This is a genomic window from Acinetobacter sp. Q85-2 (assembly GCF_013420555.1).
GTDB classification, from domain to species: domain Bacteria; phylum Pseudomonadota; class Gammaproteobacteria; order Pseudomonadales; family Moraxellaceae; genus Acinetobacter; species Acinetobacter indicus.
This window is the reverse complement of the sequence record NZ_VOXW01000004.1, coordinates 102,022-116,537: the sequence shown is the minus strand read 5'-3', so window position 1 is coordinate 116,537 and position 14,516 is coordinate 102,022. Positions and strand designations below refer to the sequence as shown.

General features: G+C 43.7%; 8 protein-coding genes. All 8 read right to left on the bottom strand.

Annotated elements, in window-relative coordinates:
* Positions 1–354: 354 nt before the first annotated feature.
* Positions 355–2,577: a DUF6351 family protein gene (locus FTT68_RS03095; protein ID WP_180175198.1), complete on the bottom strand. Its 2,223-nt coding sequence runs from the start codon at positions 2,575–2,577 to the stop codon at positions 355–357.
* Between the two features lie 586 nt (positions 2,578–3,163).
* Positions 3,164–4,387: a sodium/glutamate symporter gene (gene gltS, locus FTT68_RS03090; RefSeq protein ID WP_168370571.1), complete on the bottom strand. Its 1,224-nt coding sequence runs from the start codon at positions 4,385–4,387 to the stop codon at positions 3,164–3,166.
* 124 nt (positions 4,388–4,511) lie between these two features.
* Complete coding sequence (locus tag FTT68_RS03085; protein WP_180175197.1) at positions 4,512–4,733, bottom strand: hypothetical protein; 222 nt, start codon at positions 4,731–4,733, stop codon at positions 4,512–4,514.
* Between the two features lie 106 nt (positions 4,734–4,839).
* The gene (locus tag FTT68_RS03080; RefSeq protein ID WP_168370161.1) at positions 4,840–5,850 is read right to left on the bottom strand and encodes a hypothetical protein; all 1,011 of its coding nucleotides are present in this window, start codon (positions 5,848–5,850) and stop codon (positions 4,840–4,842) included.
* Between the two features lie 204 nt (positions 5,851–6,054).
* On the bottom strand, positions 6,055–8,694 hold the full coding sequence (locus FTT68_RS03075; protein WP_104488916.1) for a bifunctional aconitate hydratase 2/2-methylisocitrate dehydratase: 2,640 nt from the start codon (positions 8,692–8,694) through the stop codon (positions 6,055–6,057).
* 295 nt (positions 8,695–8,989) lie between these two features.
* The gene (locus FTT68_RS03070) at positions 8,990–9,259 is read right to left on the bottom strand and encodes a hypothetical protein (RefSeq protein WP_005178664.1); all 270 of its coding nucleotides are present in this window, start codon (positions 9,257–9,259) and stop codon (positions 8,990–8,992) included.
* A 272-nt stretch (positions 9,260–9,531) separates the two neighbouring features.
* A complete protein-coding gene (locus FTT68_RS03065; RefSeq protein ID WP_168390645.1) occupies positions 9,532–9,891 on the bottom strand; it encodes a hypothetical protein in 360 nt (119 codons plus the stop codon).
* A 107-nt stretch (positions 9,892–9,998) separates the two neighbouring features.
* Positions 9,999–14,510, bottom strand: a complete 4,512-nt coding sequence (locus FTT68_RS03060; protein WP_180175196.1) for a translocation/assembly module TamB domain-containing protein — start codon at positions 14,508–14,510, stop codon at positions 9,999–10,001.
* Positions 14,511–14,516: the final 6 nt, after the last annotated feature.

The window sequence follows — 14,516 nt, the reverse complement described above, 5'->3', positions numbered from 1 at the left end:
TTAGTGTCACAACCCGGAATCAGTTATCACTATTTTCCGGGATTTGTCCATTTTGTTATAAATCATTGTAATTATAAGAAATAATTCATATTAATCAAAATAATTGTGAGTAAATTTAATCTAATGATTTTACAACGCTTATCTGGGCTTTCTCGCTAAAAAACCTGATAATTCAGCGAATTAATGAGATCTGGTTAACATTTTAATTCGACCAAAGGTTATCTGCCTGCCATCTACACAACGGCGAAATAACCGTCGTTATATTACATGAATTTTCAACTAAAAATCAAAATGAATCATAAAAAAACCAGTGAAAAATCACTGGTTTTTGTGAAACAAAAAATGTGTGAAGAATTAAAACAACTGGAAAGCTTTAGATGCCCAGCCGCGTGCAGCCGATGAACTGACCGCAGGCAAAGGTTGTCCTCCATAAACTACGCTGCCCTGCCGATCCTGATAACTCATCCAGCCAATGGTGTCAGCAAAGCCAACTGGGGCTTGGCTATAGTCACACACGCCTTGCGGGAAAACCCGATGCAATCGCTGGAGCTGTTCATTGCTAAAGCGGACCGTATTGCCATAATCCGACACATTTAGAGGTTTCAGCTGACACTTGTTGGCATAGGTGGTCAGGCTGTCCCCGGCCACCATACGCGGTGTGCCATATACCGGTAATCTGAGCGTGCTGCACAGATTCTCGCGGTTAATGATGCCGGCAGTAATACAAGCATCTTTTACATCTGCCGGTTTGTTTTGGGTCAGTTTGGTGGCAATAGGCAAATCACTTAAGTCTTTTTCGACATTGCTTAACCAGCGGTCCATATCATTAAAGCTGATTTCCAGACATTTGGCATCGGCAATCATGACCAGATCACCGCCATAAATCACATGGTTATTATAATTGCCATGCGCTTTTTCCAGTCGCGCCCGAATGGCAAAGGCACGATAGGCATCATGGAACAGCGCCGGGTCCGGACCTCGACAGTCAATAATCGCCACTTTATTAAGGTTGTTCCCAACATTAATTAAGCCACTGCGATAGGCATTGTTCAGCGCCGTATAATTGGCTTCTAGACGTTCAGGCACCGCCTGAATATCAATATCCACGCCACCTATTTTTTCGTTTAACTGTACAAACTGTTCTGGGGTAATGATGTTTTTCATCAAGCTTTCCAGCCCATATTGTACCCCGACATTATCCATCGGCAGGCCAGCAAAACCGCGACCAATGCGTTTCTCAGTTTCGGTCCACAGCTCCGTTGGGCGTGGGGCTAGCAAATTAATTGCCGCATCCTGAATCGAACAGCGAATGCCTTGAGGATTATTGGTGGCATGATATAACTGCGCCGATGAAATTCCCTTGCAGATGGTATTTGGCCGCGCCACATCAAACTGGGCCAGCTCACTGACATAGCCATTAATTTCAGAAATATGTCCCTGAACATGCGCAATCTGATGCGGCAAGAAGCTTAAACGGCCTTCTGGAGTCTGGAAATAATTAATCATCAGGTGATAATCGGCGAACTGTGAAGCGGTACTCCAGGCATCAGGGAATGAGCAAGTGGGTAAAATCCCCTGATAAATTCCCGGATAGGCATTGGCCACCCATTGTGCTGCCAGCGCACCACCTGAACAGCCCTGCCCGATGGTATAGCGCAAGGTGCCATACTGCTCAATAAAACGCTCTTTGGCCATAATCAGCGATTCTGCCTGAATCGCCAGATTACAGTTATGACCGCTATGAGACAGTGCAGTCGACATCACCCCAAAGCCGCGGCCTAAAGCCAAAATGGTGACATCAGGCAAAATGGAACTTGAAGTGGCAATGACCGTTGGCGCAGAGGCAGACTGGTAATCATTACCACAGCTTTGGCCATGCGTGACCACCAGTTTATGGTTAAATTGCGCTTGTGGCTTTAAGGCGGTCCACGGCTGGTTCGGATCATACAACACCGCAAAACGGTATTCATCGCGGTTCTGATAGCCCACTTCCTCACGCACAATAAATGGCACCGTTAGTCCTTCATCGGTAGTGGTGGTGGCAATATTCTGACTGGCCGGCGGTTGTGCCGGGTCATAACTTTTAATGAGTCCCAAACGATCTTTATAGTAATAGTTATATTGCACAGCCTTTTGACAGAACTGATCGGTCGACGCATTAGTACAGGTCCAGGGCTTTAACTGCGGGCCAGACAGTAATGGTCCACTCGAAGGATGATTGATCAGGCTTAAATTCTGATAATAACGCCCTGCTTCAACCTTGAGTTGATTATCGCCCAGTTTAAGTCCTTCAACTAAGGCTTGGCGCTGCTCATTGGCAAATGCATCACTAATATTTTGTCCATTCAGGGACACTTTCAACGCCGTAGTTTGAATATCATCGGGCAGCTCCAGTTTCAGCAATACATCCGAGTCTGTAATTAAATCTGGCCGGGTGGATAACACCTCCACCATTTCCCGTTCTACTTTTGAAGATGTTCCTGAACCGGAAGAATCTCCACCTCCGCCACCACAGCCATACAATATGACACTACACACCGCAATATTGAGGCTATTGAATACCAGTTTTCCTTTCATACGCTCATCCATAAATTATTATTTTTCTGAAGTTTATATGTATAACTTCATTCATGAGCATAAAGATAATTTGACAACAACTATTGTCATTATTGTTATTTATTGTTTTATGGGCTGTTTTAAAAAATCACCAAAATCAGGGATAAAAACCAAATTCTGCTTCTGAACATCTGATTTAATTTCAAGCTATTTTGCATGACTAAAAAGATGAATAGTTATATAACTTTTACTTTAATTAACTTGGTAAATGATTAAATTCTTTTATTCCCGTGTAATATTTTCCGTCTTATTGGAAAATTTTTGTAACCATTTAACGATGAAATGAGAAATTCAAAACATCCAAGTTCCAGATAAAAAATGCTTATTTTTGAGCAATAAAACTTTCTCCTCCTCCCACTTTTGGCTATGACCTTTCATTTATAACCAGCAGATCAGAAAAACTTTCGTAGGTTGAAGTAAAAGAGTGTGCTTTAATACGCTCAGTATGAGATGAGCCTCTTACAGTATGTGCCTCAGATGTGCATACGACTAGCCCCTAACCATGGGGCTTTTTAATGTCTATATGATTTTGAAGTCGTATTAAAATTTAACCGAAAAATGCAATGATACTCTGAATCACCACAGCATTCACAATATCAATAAAAAATGCACCACACAGCGGTACGATTAAAAAGGCTTTGTGCGATGGACCATAGCTATTGGTAACTGCCTGAATATTGGCAATCGCAGTCGGGGTTGCTCCCATACCAAAACCACAATGCCCTGCTACCAATACGGCTGCATCGTAATTTTTTCCCATGATTCTAAAGGTCACAATTGCGGTAAATAAAATCAGTACCGCTGTCTGCGCAAACAAAATGGTAATGAGCGGGCCTGCCAAATCGGCCAGCAACCAGAGTTGCAGTGACAGTAAAGCCATAGATAAATACAGGGATAATGACGCATTTCCGAATACATCAATGGCACGGTCGAAAATATCGACTTTCAGTACATGCTCTAGGAAGTTACGTACAATCACCCCTGTCCCTAAAGCCCAGACAAAGGTCGGTAGTTCAAACCATCTTCCCTGACTGATCTCTGTCATTTCATTCGCAACAAATATACATAGTGCAAACATCCCCAAAGTCGACACTGCATTACTGGCTGTAATCAACCGGGTTTTCTTTGGATATTCGAAGGGTGCGGTGTTGATGCTAGTATCGAGTTGTTGTTCATTGGTCTCTTGCGCTACTGTCTCTGCCAACTGATTTCGTTTAATCAAGAATTTGGCAACCGGACCACCCACAAGCCCACCAATAACCAAACCAAAAGTAGCACTTGCCATTCCGAGGACAATTGCCCCCTGTATTCCATATTGAGTTTCAAGCACTTCACCCCAAGCACCGGCAGTACCATGTCCACCCGTTAAGGTAACAGAACCGACAATCAGACCAATCAATGGATCAAGTCCAAGCGCTGTAGCTAAGCTCATACCCACTGCATTTTGCACGACTACAAATAGAATGACGCAGACCAGAAAGATCAGCAGTGATTTTCCACCTTCTTTGAGCTTGGTAAAGTCTGCACTTAAACCAACTGAGGTAAAGAACATCAGCATCAGAATGGTTTGAATTTCTGAGTCAAATGTGGCACTGATATTAAAAAATTTATAGAGAATAAAAGCTGTAATCGCTGCGATTAGACCACCGATTACAGGTTCAGGTAAATTATAGTTTCTAAAGAAGCCAATTTTACTAACAAGATACCGCCCAATAAAAAGAAAAAATACTGCAATCACCAAGGTGCCAAAGGCATCAATTTCATAATTCATAACATTCCCTATTGGCTTTATTTTCATACAGTTTTAGGAAAATAGTATGAAAAATCAATTTTAGAAATGTTATGCAAGTTACTGTTTCTAGTAATTGTTTAATTAATAGACTGAATCAGGGTAATTAATGCGATGGAATATCATAAACCCAATTTTTGGCTTGTTGGTCTGTCGTAGTTTCACAAACATAGTAGTCATGATCCCAAGCATCTTGATGGAAGATTTCCTTTTTATAGTAAGTTACTTGTTTACCATTTTCGACACAGACAAAGCTGTCACCTTGGTCTTTGACTTGGGTTCCGTTAAGGAAGCCACCGATACAGAAGAAACGGGATTGTTTGGGCACTGATCTATGCTACTGTAAAATAATATTAGTTGTGATTAAACGTTGTATTCTTAGAACTGTAAATAACATTTATAAATAAAAGCCTCCAATTAAGAGGCGATTATTTCTATTTTTGACAGTTATTCAAACTATTTTCTATATAGCTTTTTTCTAATTGTCCTTGTTTAAAAGATTTTAATAACCGTTCCAACCTCACTCTATTCCCAGGATAAGAACAATACAGATTTTTAATATCATTAATTTTACTTAATGAAGCAAGTTTACTTAAAGAATCAACAGCACCTTGTTCTACTCTATTCCAATCCACATTAAGATTCTTCAAATTATAGTTATTATTATTTGCGGTATATAAAATATGATAATAATTAAAATCTTTTTCTGTAGGATTTAATTCCTGTATATCATTAACAATCATTTTAATTGCATCATAATTTTCTCCAAACCACTTTGGCTCAAAACTCCCCATAAATGTATTATAAATAACTCGCTGTTTTGGATATTTTACAATTCCATCTTGATAAGCTTTTAAGTAGTTTTCTTCAGCCCCCAGATCACGTAGGGTCATTAACAGTATGTAGTAATAAAAAGGATCTTTAGATGCAACATCATAATTTTCTAATAAAAAATTTAAATTTTTAATTGATTGATCACCAAAATATTGCATATTTTTTTTCGATACTTGTGAAGTATAACTTCCCCCTCTAATGCTCCAAGCATGTTTTCTAACCCAAAGCGTATAGTAAATATAACCTAATGGTGACTCTGGTTCAGCCTTAATCCATTTCTGTGCGATTGCTATATTTTCTTTATAATAATTTGGAGAAGTTACTCGATGTTTATTTACAATCCCAAGAAAAGAATCTAAATAACTAGTATGTTTAAACTTACCATCAAAATTATATTCTTCACTATTTAAAAGCTGTTGTGCTTTGTTTGAAATATCTTTGAACTTTTTCTCTCTAATCAAATTTTCCACTTCAGACTGAATGTCATATCCTGTGGGATATATACTTTCATCAACCAATTTTATGTTTGCTAACTTCGTATACGACACTTCTGCAAAAATTTGTGTAGAACAAAATGTTAATAATATAAAAGATAAATTCTTTAGTTTCATAAGGCCAATTTCTAAATTACAGTTTTATTAGACTTCTTGCGTTAGTCAAATTTTAAGCAGCCGAAAGCTATATTTTATGCGGTTTTAGCCAATTCAAAAATTAGATAAAACCATACTTTCGCAAGAAGTCTATTATTAGTAAGATTCTATTAAATAAAGAAAATCCCACATGACGTGGGATTTTCTTATTAACTACTTAATCAATTAAGACAATTGAGCAGCAGCAATTTTCTTCGTATCTACCTTTTCAGCAGCATCTGTATATTCAGACATTTGATCGAAGTTCAAGTACTTGTAAATGTCAGCAGACATGCTGTCGATTTGAGAAGCGTATTGTTGATACTCTTCTGGAGTTGGTAATTTACCAAGAACCGCAGCAACAGATGCAAGCTCAGCAGAAGCCAAGTATACATTCGCGCCTTGACCTAAACGGTTCGGGAAGTTACGTGTAGATGTAGATACTACAGTCGTGTTCGGTGCAACACGTGCTTGGTTACCCATACATAATGAACAACCTGGCATTTCAGTACGCGCACCAGCTTTACCATAAATGTTGAAGAAGCCTTCTTCCATTAACTGGTGTTCGTCCATACGCGTTGGAGGAGCCAACCATAGACGAGTAGATAAAGAACCACCAGGAACTTTGTCTAGAAGTTTACCAGCTGCACGGAAGTGACCGATGTTCGTCATACAAGAACCGATGAATACTTCATCAATCTTGTCGCCTTGAACGTCAGAAAGCAGTTTCGCATCATCTGGATCGTTCGGGCAGCACAGGATAGGTTCGTTGATGTCAGCAAGGTCAATTTCATACACTTTAGTGTATTCAGCATCAGCATCAGCTTTAAGCAGTGATGGGTTCGCTAACCATTTTTCCATGTTCTCAACACGGCGCGCCATAGTACGAGCATCGCCATAACCTTGTGAAATCATCCACTTCAGCATGGTGATGTTAGAACGTAGGTATTCAGCAACTTTCTCTTCAGAAAGCGTGATCGCACAGCCTGCAGCAGAACGTTCAGCAGAAGCATCAGACAATTCGAATGCTTGCTCAACAGTTAAGTCTGTTTCCATTTCTGTTAAGTCGATCTCTAAGATACGACCAGAGAAGATGTTTTTCTTACCTTTCTTCTCTACAGTCAGGTCACCTTCTTTAATTGCGTAGTAAGGAATTGCGTGTACCAGGTCACGTAGAGTGATACCAGGCTGCATTTTACCTTTGAACTTCACAAGTACAGATTCAGGCATATCCAGTGGCATAACACCAGTCGCAGCAGCGAACGCTACCAGACCAGAACCCGCCGGGAATGAAATACCAATTGGGAAACGAGTATGCGAGTCACCACCAGTACCTACTGTATCTGGAAGAAGCATACGGTTTAACCAAGAGTGGATAATACCGTCGCCTGGACGTAAAGATACACCACCACGGTTCATGATGAAGTCAGGTAGTGTGTGTTGCATTTGCACGTCAACTGGTTTTGGATACGCAGCTGTGTGACAGAAAGATTGCATTACCAGGTCAGCAGAGAAGCCCAAGCAAGCCAGGTCTTTTAACTCGTCACGAGTCATAGGACCAGTTGTATCTTGAGAACCAACAGTGGTCATCTTCGGTTCGCAGTAAGTACCAGGGCGAACGCCTTGACCTTCTGGAAGACCACATGCACGACCAACCATCTTCTGCGCTAAAGTGAAGCCTTTGCCAGAGTCGGCAGGTTGTACTGGAGTACGGAATAAAGAAGATGGCTCAAGACCTAAAGCTTCACGTGCTTTACCAGTTAAACCACGACCAATGATCAGGTTAATACGGCCACCAGCACGTACTTCGTCTAGAAGCACTGGAGTTTTCAGTTCAGATTCAGCAATTTGTTCGCCGTTTTTGAACGCAGTTACTTTTGCAGCAGCGTGATCGATTTTCAGTGTGATTTCATCACCCATGTTCATGTTAGAAACATCGATCTCAACTGGTAATGCACCCGCATCTTCCATGGTGTTGAAGAAAATCGGAGCAATCTTACCGCCTAAGCAGTAACCGCCGTCTTTTTTGTTTGGAATGTGTGGAAGTTCGTCACCGAAGAACCAAAGCACAGAGTTCGTTGCAGATTTACGAGAAGAACCGGTACCAACAACGTCACCAACGTAAGCAACCTGGTTGCCTTTCGCGATCAGTTCTTTAATTTGGTTTAATGGACCAACTTCACCAGGAACTTCTGGGTTGATACCATCACGAACGTTTTTCAGCATTGCATTTGCGTGCAATGGAATGTCTGGACGGCTCCACGCGTCTTGTGCAGGTGACAAGTCGTCAGTATTCGTTTCGCCTGTTACTTTGAAAACAGTCAGTTTGATTTCTTCTGGAACGTCTGGACGGCTAGTGAACCATTCAGCTTCAGCCCATGATTGAAGTACTGCTTTCGCATTGTCATTGCCCGCTTTTGCTTTTTCAGCAACGTCGTGGAATGCATCAAATACAAGCAGGGTTTTCTTCAGAGCGTCAGCCGCTAAACCACCAAGTTCAGCATTTTCCAGAAGCTCAACTAAAGGCGCTACGTTATAACCACCAAGCATAGTACCTAGTAAGTAAACCGCACGTTCTTTAGAAACTAATGGAGAAGTCGCTTCGCCTTTTGCAACAGCAGACAGGAAAGCAGCTTTTACATAAGCAGCTTGGTCTACACCCGCTGGAACACGGTTTTCAAGCAAATCAACCAAGAAAGCTTCTTCACCAGCTGGCGGGTTTTTTAATAATTCAACTAATGCAGCGGTTTGAGCATCATCAAGTGGCTTCGGTGGGACTCCGAGTGCGGCACGTTCTTCAACGTGTTGGCGGTAAGCTTCTAGCACGGTGTTATTCCTCTTTTTTAAAAAATTACCTGTGAATTCCAGCTTGTTCAAAGCTTCACAAGTAATATGGACTGCAAAATTTTACTAAAATTCCAGTTAAAAGTTAATGCAAGGAAGGTGTTTCTTTGTGATGCTCATTATTTTATAACTAAATGATGTTCATATTGTTTATACAATAATCAAGCGGAGCACGTTTAGACCCGTCATTGCTGCTTTTAATCCACTTTAACCGAATTCTAAATAGAAAAAAGGCAACACTATGCTGCCTTTTCCGGGTTCCAATTACTATTCAACCTTAGTGTACCGTTGTACTGTTTAAATATTGCTGCAGATGTTCGCGACTGCCCTCAAATTTGACCTGAATTTCATCTTCATGTAGGGTACTATGCCCGGCACTGGCAAAGGAGATATTGACCTGATAACGCTTGCTGTCAGCATCAATAAGTTGTTGAAAATAGACTTTATCTCCAATACTGAGCACATAGTTGCTATTGCCAATAATGGTCACGCCCTGTTCATCTTCCAAGAGCAAATCTGCATGATGCAGATAACCAATCACGTCCATGATGTGCTCCTTTCTTCTGGCTATTGTTAAATCCATTATTCATTAAAAAGATAAGCTTTTCTATATTGGTGCTAAAGAAAAGTGTCACAATATATATTTATATTGCTTAGGCTATTTAGAAATAAGTAGAGGAAGGAAAATTAGGTTAAATATCCGCTTAAAAAAATAGATCAACGCAGCGAATTTTGATTATTTTTATCTATATGCAGAAATAGTGAGCATAAAAAAATGCCAGATTACAAATATGTCATCTGGCATTTTGGGTTCATGACTTAAAAACGTCGATAATCCGGCATTTCGTCATACGGCGTAGCCAGACATTTTTCTGTATATTGCGCTTTAATTTTCTCACGCGCGGCATCTACATCACTCTTCACTTCCTGCTCAGGCATGGCATAGACCGTTTCAATAATCTCAAAAATAAATTTGCGTGTGGTTTCATCTTCTACTTTGTCCGCATGAGCCAGTGCCTGATCTTTTTCAATGGCATTTTGACGATCCAGCATGATGGTTCGTGCTGCATTACCAACACTGGTACAGTAACCTTTCCACTGCTCTTCCGGGGTTAAGGGCTTTTTCTCTGCACAGCCGGCCAATGCAATTACGGCAGCCAAAGCGAATAGTTTGTTCATGCATACTCTCCTATTTCCGCTATGATAATCAAAGTTATCCTGAATGAGAAATCGGCCAGAAAAAATGCGCCCGTGTTGAGCACATTTTCAAGTTCAGAATAGACGGCTTAGAAACGCCAGTTATAGAAAATATCCACGGCACGTTCCAGCGACTGACTGGCTTCCAGATACAGACGTTTGTTCATCTGATAACGCAAGGTCAGCTTGTTCACCGGGGTAAACACGCCCACGCCATAACGGATAAACAGATCCGGAGTGATATAACCGGTCAGGCTGACCTGGGTATCATCCCCCGTACCCTGTGCATCTAAAGCCAACCCACTTAAACCAAAGGTACGCCCAATCTGGTTGGTCAGGGCACGCGTGCCGCCTAAACCAAGACTGATACCTGCCGCCGCAATGGTATTGTTGACATCGGAACGGAAACTGTCGGTCTGGCTTAAACCGCTGGCACCTTCGTTAATCCGGCCGGTAATCAGGGCATTTAGTGCTTCCTGCTCGGACAAGCCGGCATCGTTATAGACCTGAATATTCGGACCAGAAGCCGTTCCGGTCACCCGCACCCCGACTACGCTGCCCTGTACGCTCTTGTTGGCATCAATATCTAGACTCGGGTTGGCTAATGGTCCATTAAAACGGGCGATGGCACGGTTTAAATCCAGACTTTGGCCATAGGCTTCAATCTTGACGCGCTGGCTAACCCCAATTGCACCATTGGCGCGCATGGCGGTTTCCAGACCACGCTGACTCAGATACAGACGGCCCACCAGTGGAATACGGCTGTCAAAGCCCTGGAAGATGACCTGATCGCCCAGATTCAGTTCCAGATCGGCACGAATATCCCAAGGACGCGCAGAGCGTAATACCGCCAGCTGGTCTTGCCCTTCATGCACCACACGCACATCCGAAGACAGGTTCACCACCGGATCAGAAGCCTCAGGCATGGAAATTAACGCACGCGGCACATCGACCTTGCCATTTAAGCTTAAACGTTTCTGGGTCGGAAAAACCTCCATGGATAAATCCGGCGTCACAATGGCAGTAATTAGCGGCGCCTGACGCACCAGCAGATTATCCCCTTTTAAGTTCAGCTGAATTTTCGGTACGCCTTTCCAGTCAACATGACCGGTTAAATGTCCCACGCCCTGACCACTGTTAAATGCGCCATTAATTGTGGCCGAATCCTGTCGAATCGAGGAATACAGCTGCACATTGGTCAGGTTCACCGGCAGGGAAATCATGCTGATGGCACCATCTTTCAGACGCATTTCACCGGTCAGTAATGGCTGGGTTAACGTACCGCCGACCTTACCGGCAAAGGACAATACCCCAGCCATAGAACGCACATCGGCAATAAACGGCTTAAAGACTTTTAACTGCACTTCATTAAAGGCAATTTCACCGCGCATCGGCTTACGCTCGGTATATGGATCAATAATAACATTGGCATAACCGGCACCAATTTCCGGGGTTTTCACATCCAGTCGAATTTGCAGACCTTCAGCAATACTTTTAGCCACCACAGCGACCTGATCATAGCTTAAGGTCGAGCCCAGCTCTTGCGGGTCATCACCTGCCAAACCAATCACCCCATTGCGGGTTACCAGACGTGCATCAATTTTTGGACGCTGACCTTGTGCCCAAGAGGCTTTGGCATGTCCATTGACTTTACCGGTAATCGCCAGACCTTCCGGCATAAAGGCGGCAAAATCGTTCAGGTCGACATTGCGGGTTACAAAGGACACATTGCCTCGGTTTTTATTGACCCGAATTGGCTGGTCAAAACACAACTGGCTTTGCTGGCTCATCCAGCAATGCGCACCCACAAACAGATCACTGGTTTTGGTCTGGAAGATGACCGAGGCATTCTGACGCTGCACCAGACGGGTTCTTAAGGAGTCAAAATCACCTTTCTGGATTTGACCCAGCCAGTTATTTTCAGCATTAAAGCCGCCGGCCAGCTGCACATAGAAGCTACTTAAACGGTTTTCCGCTTTCACTTTCAGCAGATGCGCCTGGCGGGTACCGGCCAGTGAAATCTCGCCTTTTTGAATTTCACGGTTGCCGCTACGTAAATTTTCCAGACTGGCCGTAAGCAAGGTTGGGGTATTTTCCGAGGTCGGCAATTCACCGCGTAAACGCATTTTGCGCACGCTAAACAGGTTATTTAAACCAAAATCATCGACCACTAGATTGGCGGTGGCCTGCAAACGTGGTTGCGACTGCACATTTAAATAGCCATAAGCACGGCCACGCAAACCGGCATACAGTTCATACAGTGCTGGTGCATTCAGTTTGATTCTCAGGTTTTGTGCATTACCAGTAGCCTGAATCTGGTTCTTGGCATAGGCCAGATATAAATTATTGGCCTCAAACTGCTGCGGCAGGAAACCTTGCTGATTGGCATCCATCAACAGGGCCAGATTACCGGTACCACGTACCGGTTTATTGTTGATCATGCCGGCCAGATTGAGCTTTTCAATATTGATGCGTTTAAGCTGATCTGACCAAACCCCTTGGGTACGTACATTGCCCGACAGCTCGCCGCGCACACTCGAGACAAAATAATGCGGTTTAAAGCGGATTAAAGAGGCATTCAGGTTCCAGCCAATGCCATTTTTCAGGTTCAGCATACCATTGGCCAGAATCTGCCCGGCCACACCGTCATGACGCAGGTCTGAAATCTTGATCAGCTCCGGTGTACCGGACAGTTTCAGCTTTAAACTGCCCTGACTGGATTGCAGCAGACTGCTGTTGAGCGCGCCATCATAATTGACCGCGAAGCTCTTGAAGCCGCCACCCGCACGTTCATCATGGAACAGCAAGGCCACGGTACTGTTCCCGGTCAAATGCACTGTTTCATCCTGCTCGGCCAGACGCCCGCGTAAATCAATATTGTTTAAATGAATAATCTGCTGGTTTGGACGGGCAAAACCATTGGCCTGCAAACGGCCATTCAGCAGATTGACCGGAGCAGCATCAGCAATAATTTGCGGATTAAAATTGTCCGCGTTTAACGTAGCATTCCATTTGAGCTGGCGCTTGTCGGTTGGCAGTTCAATCAGCGCACGTCCCGTTAAGGTGCTGGCGCCGGCGTTATAGCTAAAGCTAGGTACATCCAGATTATTGTTCTTCAGATTCAGCTCAGCCTTATACATGCCCGCTGGTAAAGCACCCTGCTCATGCTGCGCCACCTGGGTTGCGACAAAAATCTTTTGCTGGCCTTCGACCAGGGCCATCTGCACATCACCCGATTCACTGGATAACCAGCCAATATAAGGCATCGCGCGGTCAATATTATTCCAGCGCACATCCAGTACCATGGGGTTTGGCTGGCGGTTTTTCGGCGCATTCTGATCCAGTTTCAGGTTCCAGGTTTCATAGCGGTCGAAATCGACCTGCGCCGTCAGATGAGTTCCATTTTCTAAATGGCCTTTAGAGGCAATTTGAGCATCCAGACTTGGCGGCAGAAAATCCTGCACCACTTGCGGAATGAGTAGGTCTTTCGGATTAATCTTGTCCAGGCGACCGGTAATATCCCAGCTGACGCGCTCGTTCCAGCCGACCACACCAGCCACATTCACGGCGCCCTGCATCAGCTGGCCATTTAAGTTGCTGATGTTCAGCTGATTGACCAGATCGGTATGCATGAGCGCGGTATATTGTCCTTTTGGAATATCTTTACCCGTCAGATCGGTAGCGACATCTAAATCCAGACGCTTGATATCACCCTTAAACTTGGCTGTGCCGTCTTCTGTATACAGCTCCCAGTCTTGTAACAGCGGCCAATGGTATTGATTGAACTGCAGCTCGCCAAACATCGGCACATTTTTACGCATTGGATGCAGCACCACCCAACCGGTGAGCAAATCGGGCGTATAGGTCGCCACCCCGGCCTGAACGGTATCTAAAGACCCTTTGGCCACCACTTTAATATCATGAATATTTAGGCTGTTGTTTAACGAAGGTAAATTCACATCGCCAATGGCATTCAGCGGATATTTGCCATAAAAATCCATATCGCCGCTGGCATTTTTGACCGACAGATAATCCATACGCATACTGGAATCTTCAAATTCCAGTTTGGTGCCCGACCACAGCGCATCGTTCAGGATCACATCATAAAAATTGACTTTGCTGCCACCTGAAGTCTGAATCAGCAAACGGTCCAGATCGGCATGATCAAGCCGGAGTACAAAAGGCAGACGGATTTCATTAAACTTGAATGGTCCATCACTTGGCGGTCCTTTGGTGGTAATTTGCAGATTACGCACATCGGCATGGGTAAAATGGATTTCCTTATTCAGCACGGCGCGCCAGCCCAGCATGACATCAGCGCGGTCAATTTTGACATCGACTGAGTTTAGCGTAACCAGAATATTGCGCAGGATAATACCGCGTAATAAGTTTCCGCCTTCATATTCATACTGAATGATCTGCTGACGTTCCAGCACCCGGTCAAGGAGGAATTTACTGCCACGGTCGGTCGAGAACATGATTGCCAAAGCCGATACCAGCAACACCACCATAAACAGCAGTGACAACAAGGCACTTCTGACTATTCTGCGCTTTTTGGGTACAGGCGCGGGTGTATTTGGTTGCTGTTCAACTTCAGCCATAGTTCT

Bases quoted from the DNA above. Each gene is read 5' to 3' on its own strand.
- FTT68_RS03095 (WP_180175198.1), bottom strand. From the start codon at position 2,577: ATGAAAGGAAAACTGGTATTCAATAGCCTCAATATTGCGGTGTGTAGT.
- gltS (WP_168370571.1), bottom strand. From the start codon at position 4,387: ATGAATTATGAAATTGATGCCTTTGGCACCTTGGTGATTGCAGTATTT.
- FTT68_RS03080 (WP_168370161.1), bottom strand. From the start codon at position 5,850: ATGAAACTAAAGAATTTATCTTTTATATTATTAACATTTTGTTCTACA.
- FTT68_RS03070 (WP_005178664.1), bottom strand. From the start codon at position 9,259: ATGGACGTGATTGGTTATCTGCATCATGCAGATTTGCTCTTGGAAGAT.
- FTT68_RS03065 (WP_168390645.1), bottom strand. From the start codon at position 9,891: ATGAACAAACTATTCGCTTTGGCTGCCGTAATTGCATTGGCCGGCTGT.
- FTT68_RS03060 (WP_180175196.1), bottom strand. From the start codon at position 14,510: ATGGCTGAAGTTGAACAGCAACCAAATACACCCGCGCCTGTACCCAAA.